This window comes from Sphingopyxis sp. NFH-91 (assembly GCF_021401285.1).
Taxonomy (GTDB): Bacteria; Pseudomonadota; Alphaproteobacteria; order Sphingomonadales; family Sphingomonadaceae; genus Sphingopyxis; species Sphingopyxis terrae_A.
The window spans coordinates 214,038-230,287 of the sequence record NZ_JACBGA010000005.1; the positions used below are offsets into that span (position 1 = coordinate 214,038).

Here is a 16,250-nt window from a genome sequence, read left to right on the forward strand (position 1 = left end):
TTTGGCGCAAAATGCCAGTGCGAATTTTGGGGGAGGGGAAAGGTGGGGCATCCTTGGCGTCATTGCGAGGAGCGAAGCGACGCGGCAATCCCGGGCGGGCGTAATCCGCTCTGGGTTGCTTCGCTCCGCTCGCGATGACGAATTGGCTGACTGCGGCCCGAGCCTAAAATTCCTCCGCCACCCCCATCAGCCCCGCGAGCTTTTTCGGCGCGATCGCCAGCCAGCTCTTGCGGAGCCAGTCGCCGATCGCATCCCAGTCGGTATCGCCGAGGTCGAGGCGGATGCCGATCCAGCCGTCGCCGAAATAGGCAGGGCGGTAATAGCGCGCTTCGTCGAGTTCGATGAGCTGCGCCTGCTCGTCGGCGCCGCTGATCTTGACCAGCAGCGCGGTCTTGCCGTCGCCATGGTGGTCGTGCGTGAAATAGGCGAATTTCTTGCCCTTGACGATGCCAAAACAGGGCATGCCGTGCGACGTCACTTCGTCGGCTTCGGGCAGCGCCATCGCCAGCGTGCGGACACGGCCGAGCAGCCAGTCGGGTGCGCGTTCGCGCGTCACGAAGGCGGCGAGCGCGGCGGGATAGAGCTGATGCTCGGCAAAACGGACGCGTTCCGCCAATGTTTCAGCGGTGTCGCCGGGCACGATCGCGACCGGGGTCTGGGCCAGCACCGGCCCATCGTCGAGTGCGGGCGTGACAATGTGGACGCTGCACCCCCCGAAACGGTCGCCAGCGTCGATCGCGCGCTGATGGGTGTCGAGCCCTTTGTAGAGCGGCAACAGACTGGGATGGATGTTGAGCATCCGGTCGGTCCAGCCGGCGACGAAATCGTCGCTGAGAATGCGCATATAGCCCGCAAGCGCGACATAGTCGGCGCCGGCGGCACGTAGCCGTTCGTCGACCAGCGCGTCGAAGGCGGCGCGCGACATTCCCTTGTGCGATTGCGCCCAGATCGCAATGCCTTCGGCAGCGGCGAGCGCGAGGCCCGGCGCTTCCGGGTTGTTGCTCGCGACCAGCACCAGTTCATAAGGGCAGCCGGCGGCCTTTGCGGCATAGAGGAGCGCCGCCATATTTGTCCCGGCGCCCGAGATGAGGACCGCGACTTTCGCTTTCATCACGGCGCCACCCTTTCAATCCGTTCGTGCTGAGCTTGTCGAAGCACTGTTCTTCTCTTTCAAGGTCCAAAGGGAAGGACGGCCCTTCGACAAGCTCAGGGCGAACGGAAATGTGCGTCAGCCGTGGTGCGTGGCGCTCCACGCACCCATCGCGCTCCACGTTTCCGCGCCGCCCGACACGGTGCAGCCCTTTTCGCCCGCCGCGATGTGGCCGATGCGGTGGACGGTTTCGCCGGCTGCTTCGAGCGTTTCGGTCGCGGCCGCAACGTCGCGTTCGGCGACGACGACTGCCATGCCGATCCCGCAGTTGAAAGTGCGCGCCATTTCTTCGGGCTCGATATTGCCCTGCGCCTGCAGGAACGCCATCAGCCGCGGCTGGTCCCAGGCGTCGGCATCGATATGCGCGTGGAGCGTTTTGGGCAGCACGCGGGGGATATTTTCGAGCAGGCCGCCGCCGGTGATGTGCGCGAGCGCATGGACCTTGCCGGTCTTCACGAGCGGCAGGAGGCTTTTCACATATATGCGCGTCGGCGCCATCAGCGCGTCGATCAGCAGGACGGTCTGATCGAACAGCGCCGGGCGGTCGAGCTTCCAGCCCTTGTCGGCGGCGAGGCGGCGCACGAGCGAAAAGCCGTTCGAATGAACCCCCGACGACGCGAGGCCGAGGATCACGTCGCCCGCCGCGACCTTGTCGGCGGTGAGCACCTCGTCGCGCTCGACCGCGCCGACGCAAAAGCCAGCAAGATCATAGTCGCCGTCCGAGTACATCCCCGGCATCTCGGCGGTTTCGCCGCCGATCAGCGCGCAGCCCGCCTGTTTGCAGCCCTCCGCGATGCTGGCGACGACTTCGGTCGCTTGCGTCTTGTCGAGCTTGCCGGTCGCATAATAGTCGAGGAAAAACAGCGGCTCGGCACCCTGCACGATGAGGTCGTTGGCGCACATGGCAACGAGATCGATCCCGACCCCGTCATGCTTGCCCGCGTCGATCGCGAGCTTGAGCTTGGTGCCCACGCCATCGTTCGCGGCGACGAGCAGCGGATCGTTGAACCCCGCCGCTTTCAGGTCGAAGAAGCCGCCGAAGCCGCCGAGGTCGGCATCGGCGCCGGGGCGGCGCGTCGCGCGGGCGAGCGGGGCGATGGCACGGACCAGCGCATTGCCGGTCTCGATCGATACGCCGGCCTGCGCATATGTATAAGGGGCGGGTTGGTTATGCTTGGAATCCATGGCCCGCGCGACTAACGCTTCCGGCCGACAAATGCCATGATTTCCTTGTCGGTGACCTCGACTTTCGCGTAGGGCATGCAGGAATCGTCATCCCGGCGAAGGCCGGGATCTCGCCGGGGCATTATGGCACGAGGTCGAGATTCCGGCTTTCGCCGGAATGACGCACAGAGTGAAGGTTGCATCTTGGTTGGGAACAAAGCGTAAGAACCCTATGACTTCGGCCGCTTTCCCTCGTTCGACTCCCGGTCTCCCGCTCCGCTCGTTCGTGCCTCGCGATCGGCGCTGGGCGGCGATGTTCGGGCTGTTCCTGGCAGTTCTGATCGCGGGCCTCGTCCAGGGGCAGATCGCGCATGGCGACCGCGGCATCACGCCGATCAACAGCAGCGGCGATTTTCTGGCGAGCGGCATCGCGATCGACGTAACCGGCGACAATCCGGAGGATGCGCGCGAAAAGGGCTGGCGCGAGGCGCAGCGCAAGGGGTGGCAGCAACTCTATCGCAAGACCAACGGCAGCGACGGTCCGGCGCTGTCCGATTCGGTGCTCGACGGCATCGTCACCGCGATCGTGGTGGAAAAGGAACAGGTCGGGCCGCGCCGCTATGTCGCGACGCTGGGCGTCCAGTTCGACCGCGTCCGCGCCGGGCAGATATTGGGCGTCAGCGGCCGCACCCTGCGTTCGCCGCCGCTGCTGGTGATTCCCGTCTATTCGATCGACGGCATCCAGCAGGTATTCGAACAGCGCAGCGCGTGGCAGCGCGCCTGGGCCGAATATAATACCGGGCAGAGCGCGATCGACTATGTCCGCACCGCGGGCACCGGCGCCGACACGCTGTTGCTTAATGCGGGGCAGACCGGACGGCGCGGCCGCATCTGGTGGCGCGTCATCCTCGACCAATATGGCGCAGCCGACGTACTGATCCCGATCGCACGGGTCGAATACAGCTATCCCGGCGGACCGGCGACGGGTCATTTCGCCGCGCGCTACAGCCCCGACAACCGCCTGATCGGCGCCTTCACGATGACCGCGCCCAACGCCGCCGCGATTCCCGACATGATGGAAAAGGCGGTGGCACGGATGGATGCGCTCTACACGCAGGCGCTCGCCGCGGGACAGCTGCGCACCGACGCCTATCTCGTGCTCGAAAAGCCGGTCGAGAAGGAGGATCTGCCCGAAGAGGTGGCGACTGACGAGACTGTGGTGGCCGGCGAGACCGACGCCAGCCTGCCGACGACGACGCCTGCGGGGCTGCAGACCTTCACGGTCCAATATGCATCACCCGACGTCGAATCGGTTTCGGCGACCGAACGCGCCGTGGGCGGTATTTCGGGAGTCCAGTCGGCCGCGACGAGCAGTCTCGCGCTCGGCGGCATGTCGGTGATGCGCGTCACCTTCCGCGGCGACGTCGGCGCACTGAAGGCGGCGCTCGCGGCGCGCGGTTTCAAGGTGCAGGAAGGCGGCGGCCAGCTCAGGATCAGTCGCTGATGCCTCGTGGTTCGGGACAGATCGCGCTGCCGCTCGACTGGAGCGCGGGCGGCGCCAACGACGGTCCGCTGATCGTCGGGACGAGCAACGCCGACGCGGTGCGCTATCTGCGCCATGTCGCGACCTGGCCGGTGCGCACTGCGGTGCTGACCGGGCCGCGCGGATCGGGGCGCAGCCTGATGGGGCGGCTGTTCGCACGCGAATCGGGCGGGCGCGTGATCGATGGTCATGCCAGCGTGTCCGAAGAGGAGATTTTCCACGCCTGGAACGCCGCGCAGGCGTCGGGAACGCCCCTGCTCATCATTGCCGATGCGCCGCCGTCCGAATGGGCGATCGCGCTTCCCGACCTCGCTTCGCGGTTGCGCGCAGTGCCGGTGCTGACGATCGGCGAGCCCGACGATTGCCTGGCACGCGACCTGATCGACGCACTTTTTGCCCAGCGCGGGATGGCGATTTCGCCGGACGTCGCCGCCTATGTCGTGCCGCGGATGGAGCGCAGCTATGCGATGATCCACCGCGTCGTTGCGGCGCTCGACGCGGCATCGCTCGAAAAAGGGCGCGCCATTAGCATTCGTCTTACGCGTGAAACATTACTGTCACAGGGGCTCATCGATCCCGATTTGCTCGAAAGGCAGGAAACAGGCACATGTCGATAACCGGTCAGCCCCTTCGCGCCGATAATGATCCGGTGGTTCCGGACTTCGACAAGAAGAACCCCGACCGCTTTTTCAACCGCGAACTGTCGTGGCTCGCCTTCAACCGGCGGGTGATGGAGGAGGCGCGCAATCCGGCGCATCCCTTGCTCGAGCGGCTGCGCTTCCTGTCGATTTCGGGGAGCAATCTCGACGAATTCTTCATGGTCCGCGTCGCCGGCCTGAAGGGGCAGCAGCTTCAGGGGATCGACGATCCGTCGGCCGACGGCCGCTCGCCGGGGCAGCAGCTCGCCGAGATCGAGGCCGAGGTGAACCGGCTCGTCGACGAACAGCAGAGCGAGTGGCAGAAGCTGCACGGTCTGCTCGCCGAACAAGGGGTCATCGTTCATGGCGCCGGGTCGGAGCGCGAGCGACTGCGCGCTTCGCTCCGCCAATATTTCAGCGAACAGATATTCCCGATCCTGACGCCGCAGGTGCTCGATCCTGCGCACCCCTTTCCCTTCATCCCCAACCGCGGCCTTGGCGTGATCTTCGATCTCCAGCGCCAGGCGACGGGCGACACGGTGCGCGAACTGGTGATGATCCCCGCTTCGCTGCCGCGACTGGTGCCGGTACCGGGCGAGGCGACGAGCTTCGTGCCGATCGAATATCTGGTCGAACTGTTCGCCGACCTGATTTTCCCCGGCTATACGAGCCGCTCGATCGGCGTGTTCCGCATCATCCGCGACAGCGACATCGAAATCGAGGAAGAGGCCGAGGATCTGGTGCGCCTGTTCCGCACCGCGATCCGCCGCCGCCGGCGCGGGCGGGTGATCCTGCTCGAACTCGAGGCCGACATGCCGGCCGAACTGGCCGCAGTGCTCAACGCCGATATTCAGGGGCATGAGGCGATCGTGGCGAAGATCGGCGGTTTCGTAGGGCTCGCGGCGCTGTCGGCGCTGGTCGATGTCGATCGCCCCGACCTGAAATTCCCGGCCTATTCGCCGCGTTTTCCGGAACGCATCCGCGAACATGGCGGCGATTGTTTCGCGGCGATCCGGTCCAAGGACATCGTCGTCCATCACCCCTATGAAAGCTTCGACGTCGTCGTGTCCTTTCTGCGGCAGGCAGCCGCCGATCCAGATGTCGTCGCGATCAAGCAGACGCTCTATCGTGCCGGCAACCAGTCGCCCGTCATCCGCGCGCTAATCGAGGCAGCCGAGGCGGGCAAGTCGGTGACGGCGGTTGTCGAACTCAAGGCGCGCTTCGACGAGGAGCAGAATCTACTCTGGGCGAACCAGCTCGAACGCGCCGGGGTGCAGGTCGTCTACGGTTTCATCGAGTGGAAGACGCACGCCAAAATCTCGATGGTCGTGCGCCGCGAGGGGCAGGGGTACCGGACCTATTGCCACTTCGGTACGGGCAATTACCACCCGATCACCGCGCGCATCTATACCGACCTCAGCTTCTTCACGGCCGATCCGCGCGCAGGGCGCGATGCGGCGCAACTGTTCAACTATATCACCGGTTATGTCGAGCCCGAGCGGCTCGAGCTGGTGACGATGTCGCCGCTCAACATGCGCGCGCATCTTTGCGAGCTTGTCGATGCCGAGATTGCGGCGGCGCGGGCGGGATTGCCGTCGGGGCTGTGGGCGAAGATGAACAGCCTTGTCGATCCCGGCATCATCGACAAGCTTTACGAAGCGAGCGCGGCGGGGGTGCCGATCGAGTTGATCGTGCGCGGCATCTGTTGCCTGCGTCCCGGCGTTCCCGGCCTGTCGGAGACGATCCGCGTCAAATCGGTCGTCGGCCGTTTCCTCGAACATAGCCGCATCTGGGCCTTCGCCAACGGATCGCGCCTGCCGCACCAGCGCGCCAAGCTCTATATCTCGAGCGCCGACTGGATGCCGCGCAACTTCGATCGCCGCGTCGAATATATGATCCCGATCGAGAACCCGACCGTCCACGACCAGATATTGGATCAGGTGCTGGTCGCCAATCTGATCGACAATGAACAAAGCTGGGTGCTGCAGGCCGACGGCACCTATGTTCGCGTCGATCCGGGCGACAAGCCGTTTAACCTGCACCATTATTTCATGAACAACCCCTCGCTTTCGGGGCGCGGGACCGCGCTGCACAAGCGGCAGGATGTGCCGACCCTCGATTTCAACATGCGCGAAGACTGACACTTGCCGATCGCCCGTTCCACCCGACTGACCGCCCATCGTTCCGCCGTCATCGATATCGGGTCCAACTCGGTCCGCCTCGTCGTCTATGAAGGGCCGCCGCGTGCGCCCGCGGTGATCTTCAACGAAAAGGTGCCGGCCGGGCTGGGCCGCGGGCTCGCGATCGACAATCGCATCGCGCCCGAAGATGCCGAACGCGGGCTGATCGCGCTGCGCCGCTATGCGCTGCTCGCGCGGCACATGGAGGTGAAGGACCTGCAATGCGTCGCGACCGCGGCGGTGCGCGATGCAGAGAACGGCCCCGATTTCATCGCCGGTGCTGCCGAGGCGGGATTGAAGATCCGCCTGCTGTCGGGCGAAGAAGAAGCCGAAGCGGCGGGCTGCGGCGTCATCTCGGCAATCCCCGACGCGCACGGCATCGCGGTCGACCTAGGTGGCGGTAGCCTTGAGCTGGCCGAAGTGTCTGGCGGCACCGTCGGGCGGCGCGTGTCCTTCCCGCTCGGCGTGCTGCGCCTGCCCGCGCTGCGCAAGCAGGGGCAGCAGGTTTTCGAGCGATCCGTGCGCAAGATGCTCAAGGGCGCGGGCTGGCCGGACAATATGACCGGGCTGCCGCTCTATCTTGTCGGCGGATCGTGGCGCGCGCTGTCGCGTCTCGACATCGAACTGACGCAGGACCCGCTGCCGGTGCTCGACCATCATGTGATGCCGCGCGCCGCGCTGCGCCGGCTGCTGCGCGCGACAAAACGGATGAGTTTCGAGGAGTTGCGCGCGATTCCGGGGATGGCGTCGAACCGCGCTGCAACGCTCCCCGATGCCGCGGCGCTACTCGCGGCGCTGGTCAATATCATCGACGTGCCCGAGATGACCGTCTCCTCATCGGGGCTGCGCGAAGGGTTGCTCTATCAGGCGCTCGACCCCGCGACCCGGGCGCAGGATCCGCTGATCGTCGCGGCGGAGTTCGAGGGACGGCGACTTGCTCGCTTCGCCCCGCACGGGCGCGCGATCGCCGAGTGGATCGCGCCGCTGTTCGCCAATGAGGAGGCGAGCGACGGCCGGATCCGGCTCGCCGCCAGCCTGCTCAGCGATGTCGCCTGGTCGGCAAACCCCGATTTCCGTGCCGAACGCGGGACCGAGATCGGGCTGCACGGCAACTGGCGCAGCATCGACATTCCCGGCCGCATCCTGCTCGCGCGCGCCCTGCACGCCGGGTTCGGCGGCGCCGACATCGATTTTCCCGCGATGACCAGCCTCGTTCCGGCGGACCGCATCGACCGGGCGCGGCAGTGGGGGCTTGCCATCCGGCTGGCGCAGCGGCTCACCGGCGGGGTGGAGGCGCCGCTCAAGGCGAGCGCCATCGCGCTCGACGACGGCAAGCTACGGCTCAGCCTCGATCCCGGCTGGCATCATCTGGCGGGCGAATCGGTCGACCGGCGCCTGCGCGCGCTGGCGCAGGCGTTCGGGGTCAAGCCGGAGCTGGTGCTGCTCTGAGCAGAATGGGAGGGCGCGCAGGCGCGCCCTCAGGCGTCGGTTTCGGCCGGGGCGGGGGCTTCGATCTCGCTCATCACCAGCTTGCCGTTCTTGACCGCAAAGCCGACGCGGCCTTCGACAAGGTCGAGCGCGGCGTGGCCGAACACGTCGTAGCGCCAGCCCTTCATCATCGGGATATCGTCGCGACGCCCGGCCGCAAGCGCTTCGAGATCGTCGCTGCGCGCGATGAGCCGCGCCGCGGCATTGAGTTCGCGCGAGCGGATCTTGAGCAGCAGCTTGAGCAGATCGGCGACGAGCGCGCCTTCCTTGCCCAGCCCCGGACCGCGCGGGGCGCGGTCGGGCATGTCGTCCTTGGGCAACGGCTTGGCGCTCGCGAGCGCGTCCATCAGCCGCCCGCCGATGTCGTTCGACCGCCATGTCGCCGACAGGCCGCGCACGCTGCCGAGGCCGTCCTGATTTTTCGGCGGATGCGCGGCAAGGTCGGCGAGCGTCTCGTCCTTGACGATGCGTCCGCGCGGCAGATTCTTGTTGCGCGCCTCGCGCTCGCGCCATGCGGCGAGGGCCTTGAGCCGGCCGAGCGCGTCGAGCTTGCGCGACGGCACCTTGATCCGCTGCCACGCCTTTTCGGGGTCGATCGCATAGTTGGACGGATCGGCGAGCTTTTCCATTTCCTCGTCGAGCCAGTGGCCGCGGCCCGTCTTGATGAGCTTTTTGAGCATCATCGGGAAAATTTTGGCCAGATGGGTGACGTCGCCGATCGCGTAGTCGATCTGCCGCTTGTCGAGCGGCCGGCGGCTCCAGTCGGTAAAGCGCGCGCCCTTGTCGAGCTGCAGGCCGAGCCAGGCCTCGACGAGATTCGAATAGCCGACCTGTTCGGCCTGACCGAGCGCCATCTGGCCGATCTGGGTGTCGAAGATCGGGTGCGGCGTCTTGCCGGTCAGGTTGAAGATGATTTCGACATCCTGCCCGCCCGCGTGGAAGACCTTGAGGACATCTTCATTGTCGACGAGCAGGTCGAGCAGCGGGGCGAGGTCGATGCCCGGCGCCATCGGATCGATGGCGGCGGCGTGGTGTGCATCGGCCACCTGGATCAGGCACAGTTCGGGCCAGAAGGTGTTTTCGCGCATGAATTCGGTGTCGACGGCGATGAAGTCGCTGCCCTTGATCAGGTCGACAAACTGGTGAAGCGCTTCGCTGGACTCGATTAACGGATGAATTTGCATGGGGAGCCTATACAGCGCCCGCAGCATAATCGTCAGGAAAATTTACCGCTGTTCATCGCAGGGACATGGGCGGCGCCGTTCGGGGCGAATCGCGGGTCCACCCTTGACAAAAGGCCCCGCGACCTGCCTTAGGCGCGGCCATATCGGCACGTTTTCCGGCGCGCCTCCCCGGACATTTGAAAGACGAACATAATGCACGCCTATCGCACCCACACATGCGCCGACCTTCGCGCCGCCAACGTCGGCGAGGAAGTCCGTCTTTCGGGTTGGGTGCACCGGACGCGCGAGCATGCGAATGTGCTCTTCGTCGATCTTCGCGACCATTATGGCATCACCCAGATCGTGGTGGAGACGGATTCGGACCTGTATCCGACGGTCAATGGCGTCGGCCCCGAGTCCGTCCTGACCTTCACTGGCAAGGTCGCCGCGCGGTCGCCCGAGACGCTGAACCCCAAGCTTGCGACCGGCGAGATCGAAATCTATCCGAGCGCGGTGACAGTGCAGTCGGCGGCCGACCGCCTGCCGCTGCCGGTGTTCGGCGAGGCCGAATATCCCGAAGAAATCCGCCTCACCAACCGCTTCCTCGATCTCCGCCGCGAACGGCTGCACAAGAATATCGTGCTGCGCTCGAACGTCATTTCGTCGCTGCGCCGCCGTATGATCGACCAGGGCTTCACCGAGTTCCAGACCCCGATCCTGACCGCGAGCAGCCCCGAGGGCGCGCGCGACTATCTGGTGCCCAGCCGCGTCCACCCCGGTAAATTCTATGCGCTGCCGCAGGCGCCGCAGATGTTCAAGCAGCTGCTGATGGTTGCGGGCTTCGATCGCTATTTCCAGATCGCACCCTGTTTCCGCGACGAGGATGCGCGCGCCGACCGTTCGCCGGGCGAATTCTACCAGCTCGATTTCGAGATGAGCTTCGTCACGCAGGACGACGTCTTCAACGCCATCGAACCCGTCTTGCACGGCGTGTTCGAGGAGTTCGCCGATTTCGACGGCAAGGGCCGCACCGTGTCGCCGCTGCCGTTCCAGCGCATTCCCTACCGCGAATCGATGCTGAAATATGGCAGCGACAAGCCCGACCTGCGCAACCCGCTGCTCGTCCATGACGTGGGCGATTTCTTCAAGGGCTCGGGCTTCGGCCGCTTCGCCTCGATGGTCGAGGAAGGGCAGGTCGTCCGCGCCGTTGCCGCGCCCGAAACGCACGAGAAGAGCCGCAAATTCTTCGACGAAATGAACAGCTGGGCGCAGTCCGAGGGTTTTCCGGGGCTGGGCTATGCGACGCAGAAAGACGGCGTGTTCGGCGGCCCGATCGCCAACAACCACGGCCAGGAAGGCATGAAGGCAATCGCCGATGCGATGGGTCTCGGCCCGAACGACGGCATCTTCTTCGCCGCGGGCCCGGAAGCCAAGGCGGCGAAGCTCGCCGGTCTTGCACGCACCCGCGTCGCCGAACAGCTTGATCTTATCGACAAGAGTCGCTTCGAATTCTGCTGGATCGTCGATTTCCCGATGTTCGAGGCCGACGAGGAAACCGGCAAGATCGATTTCAGCCACAATCCCTTCTCGATGCCGCAGGGCGAGATGGAGGCGCTGGAAACCAAGGACCCGCTCGACATCCTCGCCTATCAATATGACATCGTCTGCAACGGCGTCGAACTGTCGTCGGGGGCGATCCGGAACCACCGCCCCGATATCATGTACAAGGCGTTCGAGATTGCGGGCTACAGCCAGCAGGATGTCGACACCAATTTCGCGGGCATGATCAACGCCTTCAAGTTCGGTGCGCCGCCGCATGGCGGTTCGGCGCCGGGCGTCGACCGCATCGTGATGCTGCTCGCCGACGAGCCGAACATTCGCGAGGTGATTGTCTTCCCGATGACGCAAAAGGCCGAAGATCTGATGATGGGCGCACCGGCACCGGTCTCCGAGAAGCAGCTCAAGGAATTGCATATCCGTCTGGTGGACGGGCCGAAGAGCTGACCCGATGAACGGGCCGCGCGAACACCGGCTCGCTACGCCGGAAGGCGACATCTGCTGGTTCGAATGGGGGACCGCGGGGGCGGGGCCGTCGCTGCTGCTGCTTCATGCGACGGGGTTTCATGCGCGGCTGTGGGACCAGGTCGTCGCCGCCTTGCCGCAAGGCACGCATGTCATCGCGCCCGATCATCGCGGGCATGGGCGCAGCTATCGCCCCGCGACGCTCGCCGATTGGGGCGCGACCGGCGACGCGCTGTTGCCGCTCATCGATCGCTTTGCCGGAACGCCGCTGATCGGGTGCGGGCACAGCATGGGCGGGCATGCGCTGACCCGTCTGTCGGCGCAGCGGCCCGATGCCTTTCGTCACCTTGTCCTGATCGATCCGGTCATCATGGCGCCCGACCTTTATGCGGGTCAGGATGCGCTACCGATCCCCGATCCCGCCGAGCATCCCGTGGCGCGTCGGCGCGATAATTGGGACAGCGCAGAACAGATGCGCGCGCGCTTCGCCGATCGTCCGCCCTATGCACATTGGCAACCGGCGGTGCTGGATGATTATTGCCGCTATGGCCTGCTGCCCGCGTCCGGAGGGACGGGGTTGGAGCTGGCCTGTCCGCCGCGCCTCGAGGCGTCGGTCTATCAGAATGCGCTGCGCATCGACCCCTATCGCTGGCTATCGGGGCTGGCGGCGGCGGTGACGCTGATCCGCGCGCCGAGCGGCGAACGCGGCGATTCGATGGACTTTTCCCAAAGTCCCACCTGGCCGGGGCTCGGCGCGCATATCGGCGCGGTGCGCGACGAGCGCTGGGACGAGCATAGCCATTTCATCCCGATGGAAGCCCCCGCGCGCGTCGCCGCGCAGCTCGCCGATCTTGCCGCCATTCAGGGTTAACCCCGTCGCATCGACCGCGCTGCTGTGTTAGCAGCGGTCGCGGACCAAGGGGATGGATGGATGACGATCGACCTCGCCGACTATGAAGCCGGCGCCAAATATGACGGCGATTATGCCAAGGATCTGGCGGCGCTGCAGGCGCGGCTCGAAAATGTCCAGGCGGCGCACATCACCCATGGGCAGCGCAGCATCATCATGCTCGAAGGCTGGGACGCGGCGGGGAAAGGCGGGATCATCCAGCGCCTGACCGCGCAGCTCGATCCCCGCTATTTCGAGGTCTGGCCGATCGGCGCCCCCACCGACGAGGAAAAGGCGCGTCATTTCCTGTGGCGTTTCTGGACCCGCCTGCCTGGCAATTGCGACATCTCGATCTTTGACAGGAGCTGGTACGGCCGCGTCCTTGTCGAGCGGGTCGAGGGGTTCGCGACCGAGGCCGAATGGCGCAAAGGCTTTGACGAGATCAACGAGTTCGAGGCGCAGCTGACCGGCAGCCGCACCAATCTGGTCAAGCTGTTCGTCCATGTGACTCAGGCCGAGCAGGACAAGCGCCTTGCCGACCGCCTCGACGATCCGTGGAAGCGTTGGAAAACCGGGCTTGAGGATTATCGCAACCGCGCGCACCGGGGCGCCTATCTGGACGCGATGCACGACATGTTCGCGCACACCGATACGCGCTGGGCGCCGTGGAAGGTTATCGACGGCAACAACAAGAAGGCGGCGCGGATCGCGGCGCTGTCGCATGTTGCGGCCACGCTGGAGGCGGCGGTTCCGATGATCCCGCCCGACCGCGATCCCGCTGTCGTGAAGCTGGCGCAAAAGGCGTTCGGATATAAACCAAAGACTTAGGATTTTGGCCGGCTCGGGTAGCAATCGCTGCCGTGAGCCGCTACATGGTCCCGATGAGCCGCGCCAAGAGATCCGACGATTGGGGTTTCCCCCGCTGGCGCGCCTATGGGCAGGGCCGCGAGGCGCAAAAGGTTCGTCTGTGCGACCGCCATGGTTGCGACGCCCCCGGACGATGCCCCGCACCCAAATCGCCCAACAGTCCTGAACGCTGGTATTTCTGCGAAGCCCATGCCGCTGAATATAATCGCGGCTGGGACTATTTCGCAGGCCTGAGCGCCGAAGACGCTGCGGCGCGCGCCGCCGAAGAGGCGCAGGGCGCACGCAGTTACGCCCGCGCACAGCATTATGGCTGGGGCGGCCCGGGCGACGGCAGTCGCAGCGCGGACGAGATGCGAGCGCTGGAGGTGTTCGGGCTCGACAGCGACGCCGACTTCGACGCGGCCAAAAAGGCCTGGCGCGCCTATGCCAAGGAATGCCACCCCGACGTCAAGCCCGGCGACGCCGACGCTGCCAAACGCTTCGCGGCCGGGCAGGCGGCGTTCGAGGTGCTGAAGCAGGCCGAAGACCGCAAGAGCTGGAAGCCGGCCTGAGCGCGCTTTGCGAACGAATAGAGGGGCGGCATTGATATTGTTTACCCCGGCGAAGGCCGGGGTACGCAAAAGAGATTTCGGCAACGTCTGCTGCTCCCCACTGCCGCACAGGGTTAGCCGCATCGCGTCGGCCCGTGCCGCCTAGCGTTTGATCGCCAACGCGGCGTCGCTCGCGAGCTTGTCGGCGAGTTCGTTGTCACCGTGGCCGGCGTGGCCCTTGACCCACAGCCATTCGATCTCGTGCCGTGCGGCCTCGCGCACCAGGCGTTGCCACAGGTCGGCGTTGGCGACAGGCTTTTTCGCGGCGGTCTTCCAGCCGTTGCGCTGCCACCCATGGACCCATTTGGTGATGCCGTCGCGGACATAGACACTGTCGGTCGACAGTTCGACCTTGCACGGGCGCTTGAGCGCGGCCAGCGCCTCGATCGCGGCGAGCAACTCCATGCGGTTGTTGGTGGTATCCGCCTCGCCGCCCGACAGCGTCTTGACGACATCGCCCCAGCGCAGCACCGCGCCCCAGCCGCCGGGGCCGGGATTGCCCTTGCAGGCGCCGTCGGTCGCGACGATTACGGTATGGCCTTTGCCCATTGCAGCGCTCATCCCGCGCGGAACAGGTCGGCGGCGTCGGCGGCCTGGTAGCGGCGCAGGCGTTCGAGGAAGGGCGCGGGATCCTTGCGTGTGACCAGCGCGTCAGCGGGGGTGTGGATCCAATCGTGCGCGCGGGTGAGCAGAAAGCGCAGCGCAGCGCCGCGTGCGAGCAGCGGCAGCACGGCGACTTCGTCCGCGCTGAGATCGATTTCCGAGGCATAGCCGCGCATCAGCGCCGACGCGCGGGCACTGTCGCAGGTCCGGCCGTCGTCGGAAAAGGTCCAAGAGGCATGGGTGACCGCGAGGTCAAAGGCGCGAAAGTCGGTCGCCGCGAAATAAAAGTCGATGAGGCCGGTCACGCGATCGCCGAGCATCAGCACATTGTCGGGGAACAGGTCGGCGTGGATGACGTGGCGCGGCAGGTCCGCCGGCCAGCGATCGTCGAGGAAGGCAAGCTCGCCATCGACGATTGCCTGCAGCCCGGCAAGCACGGTGTCCAGATCGCCCGCAGCGGCGGCGACGCCGCGCCAATGCGCGCGGCCCATGCTGTTTTCACGGGCGCCGGAAAAATCTTCGACCGCCTTGTGCATCGCGCCGAGCGCGGCACCCGCAGCGGCGCATTGCGCGGGGGTCGGATGCGTCAGCGAAATGCCCGCGAGAAACTGGATGATGCAGGCGGGGCGCCCCGAAATCTGCTGGATCGCGCGGCCGTCGCGGTCGCGGATCATCGCCGGCACCGGGCAGCCTCGCCGTGCGAGATGGCCGAGCAGATCGACAAAGAAGGGCAGGTCGCCCTCCTGCACCCGCTTTTCGTACAGCGTCAGGATGAAGCGCCCGCCGGTCGTTTCGAGCAGGAAGTTGCTGTTTTCGACGCCCTCGGCAATGCCCTTGCACGACAGCACCCTGCCGATGTCGTAACGGCCGACCAGCGCGGCGAGATCGTCGGGGTCGACCGCGGTATAGACGGCCATCAGGCGGCCGCCGGCTCGAGCCCGCGGGGGAGCTTGAAGGTCATATGCTCCTCGGCCGTGACGACAACGTCCTCGACGATCGCGCGATGCGCCGCGACCGCGTCGATTACCTCGCGCACCAGCGTTTCTGGCGCACTGGCTCCGGCGGTAATGCCAAGCGTCGCGATCCCGGCCAGCCATGCGGGTTCGACGTCGGTGCCGCGCTGGACGAGATGGGCAGGGGTGCCAAGCCGTTCCGCGACTTCGACGAGACGCAGGCTGTTCGAGCTGTTGGGCGCGCCGATGACGATGACGCGGTCGCACTGGCCGGCGATTGCTTTCACTGCTTCCTGCCGGTTCGACGTGGCATAGCAGATATCCTCGCCGCGCGGCCCCTGGATGGTGGGGAAGCGATGCTGCAGCGCCGCCACGATGTCGCGCGTGTCGTCGACGGATAATGTGGTCTGGGTCAGGAAGGCGAGATTATCGGGATCGGCGGGCGACAGCGCGGCGACATCGTCGACCGATTCGACCAGCGTCATTGCGCCATCAGGCAATTGGCCGAGCGTGCCGATGACTTCGGGGTGGCCGGCGTGGCCGATGAAGATGATGTGACGGCCCTGTTCGTTGGCGCGCTCGGCCTGTTTGTGGACCTTGGAGACCAGCGGACAGGTCGCGTCGATATAGTCGAGCCCGCGCGCTTCGGCCTTTGCCGGAACCGCCTTGGGAACGCCGTGCGCACTGAACACGACCGGAACGCCGTCGGGTACCTGATCGAGCGATTCGACGAAAATCGCCCCCTTCGCCTTCAGCGATTCAACGACATAGCGGTTATGGACGATCTCGTGCCGGACATAGACGGGCGCGCCATAACGCTCGATCGCGAGCTCGACGATGCGGATCGCCCGGTCGACGCCGGCGCAAAAGCCGCGTGGGGCAGCCACCAAAACCTTGAGTTCCGGGGCTTCGGCGGCGGATTGCGTAAGATCTGTCATGACCCGCGCGCTCTAGCGCAGCGGCCGTGACAAGGTAAAGCCGCTTCGTCCATGTTGCGCCT

Annotated in this window: 14 protein-coding genes; 8 read left to right on the forward strand and 6 right to left on the reverse strand. The window is 65.8% G+C overall.

Translation table 11 applies throughout. The annotated features are described in order from the left end of the window. Positions 1-163: 163 nt before the first annotated feature. Positions 164-1,114, reverse strand: coding sequence for a phosphoribosylglycinamide formyltransferase (gene purN, locus L0963_RS12820; protein ID WP_186402324.1), 951 nt, complete (start codon positions 1,112-1,114; stop codon positions 164-166). Positions 1,115-1,228: 114 nt separating this feature from the next. Next, a complete protein-coding gene (gene purM / locus L0963_RS12825; RefSeq protein ID WP_217372411.1) occupies positions 1,229-2,335 on the reverse strand; it encodes a phosphoribosylformylglycinamidine cyclo-ligase in 1,107 nt (368 codons plus the stop codon). A gap of 265 nt (positions 2,336-2,600) precedes the next feature. Between purM and L0963_RS12830 the strand changes: the two genes are divergently transcribed. From L0963_RS12830 to L0963_RS12845, 4 genes are read left to right on the forward strand one after another with little or no spacing between them, the layout of a single operon-like run. Then, a complete protein-coding gene (locus tag L0963_RS12830; RefSeq protein WP_234179882.1) occupies positions 2,601-3,818 on the forward strand; it encodes a heavy-metal-associated domain-containing protein in 1,218 nt (405 codons plus the stop codon). Continuing rightward, a complete protein-coding gene (locus tag L0963_RS12835) occupies positions 3,818-4,474 on the forward strand; it encodes an HdaA/DnaA family protein (protein WP_003047844.1) in 657 nt (218 codons plus the stop codon). The genes L0963_RS12830 and L0963_RS12835 overlap by 1 nt, the downstream gene beginning before the upstream one ends. Continuing rightward, on the forward strand, positions 4,465-6,636 hold the full coding sequence (locus L0963_RS12840; protein WP_234179883.1) for an RNA degradosome polyphosphate kinase: 2,172 nt from the start codon (positions 4,465-4,467) through the stop codon (positions 6,634-6,636). Before L0963_RS12835 ends, L0963_RS12840 begins: the two co-directional genes overlap by 10 nt. Positions 6,637-6,639: 3 nt before the next feature. Next, the gene (locus L0963_RS12845; RefSeq protein ID WP_186402321.1) at positions 6,640-8,124 is read left to right on the forward strand and encodes a Ppx/GppA family phosphatase; all 1,485 of its coding nucleotides are present in this window, start codon (positions 6,640-6,642) and stop codon (positions 8,122-8,124) included. Between the two features lie 29 nt (positions 8,125-8,153). Here the strand turns inward: L0963_RS12845 and rnd are convergent, their stop codons facing one another. Beyond that, positions 8,154-9,347, reverse strand: coding sequence for a ribonuclease D (rnd, locus tag L0963_RS12850; RefSeq protein ID WP_186402320.1), 1,194 nt, complete (start codon positions 9,345-9,347; stop codon positions 8,154-8,156). Between the two features lie 192 nt (positions 9,348-9,539). On the opposite strand from rnd, the gene aspS reads away from it, so the two are divergent. The 4 genes from aspS to L0963_RS12870 are packed head-to-tail and all read left to right on the forward strand — an operon-like array spanning position 9,540 to position 13,655. Next, positions 9,540-11,330 (forward strand): aspartate--tRNA ligase, encoded by a 1,791-nt coding sequence (gene aspS, locus L0963_RS12855; protein WP_062902776.1) that lies wholly within the window; start codon positions 9,540-9,542, stop codon positions 11,328-11,330. A gap of 4 nt (positions 11,331-11,334) precedes the next feature. Further along, the gene (locus tag L0963_RS12860) at positions 11,335-12,219 is read left to right on the forward strand and encodes an alpha/beta fold hydrolase (protein ID WP_234179884.1); all 885 of its coding nucleotides are present in this window, start codon (positions 11,335-11,337) and stop codon (positions 12,217-12,219) included. Between the two features lie 60 nt (positions 12,220-12,279). Beyond that, positions 12,280-13,065, forward strand: a complete 786-nt coding sequence (locus L0963_RS12865) for a polyphosphate kinase 2 family protein (protein ID WP_217372408.1) — start codon at positions 12,280-12,282, stop codon at positions 13,063-13,065. A 53-nt stretch (positions 13,066-13,118) separates the two neighbouring features. Further along, positions 13,119-13,655: a DnaJ domain-containing protein gene (locus L0963_RS12870; protein WP_062903249.1), complete on the forward strand. Its 537-nt coding sequence runs from the start codon at positions 13,119-13,121 to the stop codon at positions 13,653-13,655. A 141-nt stretch (positions 13,656-13,796) separates the two neighbouring features. On the opposite strand, the gene rnhA is transcribed toward L0963_RS12870, so the two are convergent. From rnhA to ispH, 3 genes are read right to left on the reverse strand one after another with little or no spacing between them, the layout of a single operon-like run. Continuing rightward, positions 13,797-14,243: a ribonuclease HI gene (gene rnhA / locus L0963_RS12875; RefSeq protein WP_003047820.1), complete on the reverse strand. Its 447-nt coding sequence runs from the start codon at positions 14,241-14,243 to the stop codon at positions 13,797-13,799. An 8-nt stretch (positions 14,244-14,251) separates the two neighbouring features. Then, positions 14,252-15,214: a homoserine kinase gene (gene thrB, locus L0963_RS12880; protein ID WP_234179886.1), complete on the reverse strand. Its 963-nt coding sequence runs from the start codon at positions 15,212-15,214 to the stop codon at positions 14,252-14,254. Next, positions 15,214-16,188, reverse strand: coding sequence for a 4-hydroxy-3-methylbut-2-enyl diphosphate reductase (ispH, locus tag L0963_RS12885; protein ID WP_062902772.1), 975 nt, complete (start codon positions 16,186-16,188; stop codon positions 15,214-15,216). Before ispH ends, thrB begins: the two co-directional genes overlap by 1 nt. Positions 16,189-16,250 lie beyond the last annotated feature (62 nt).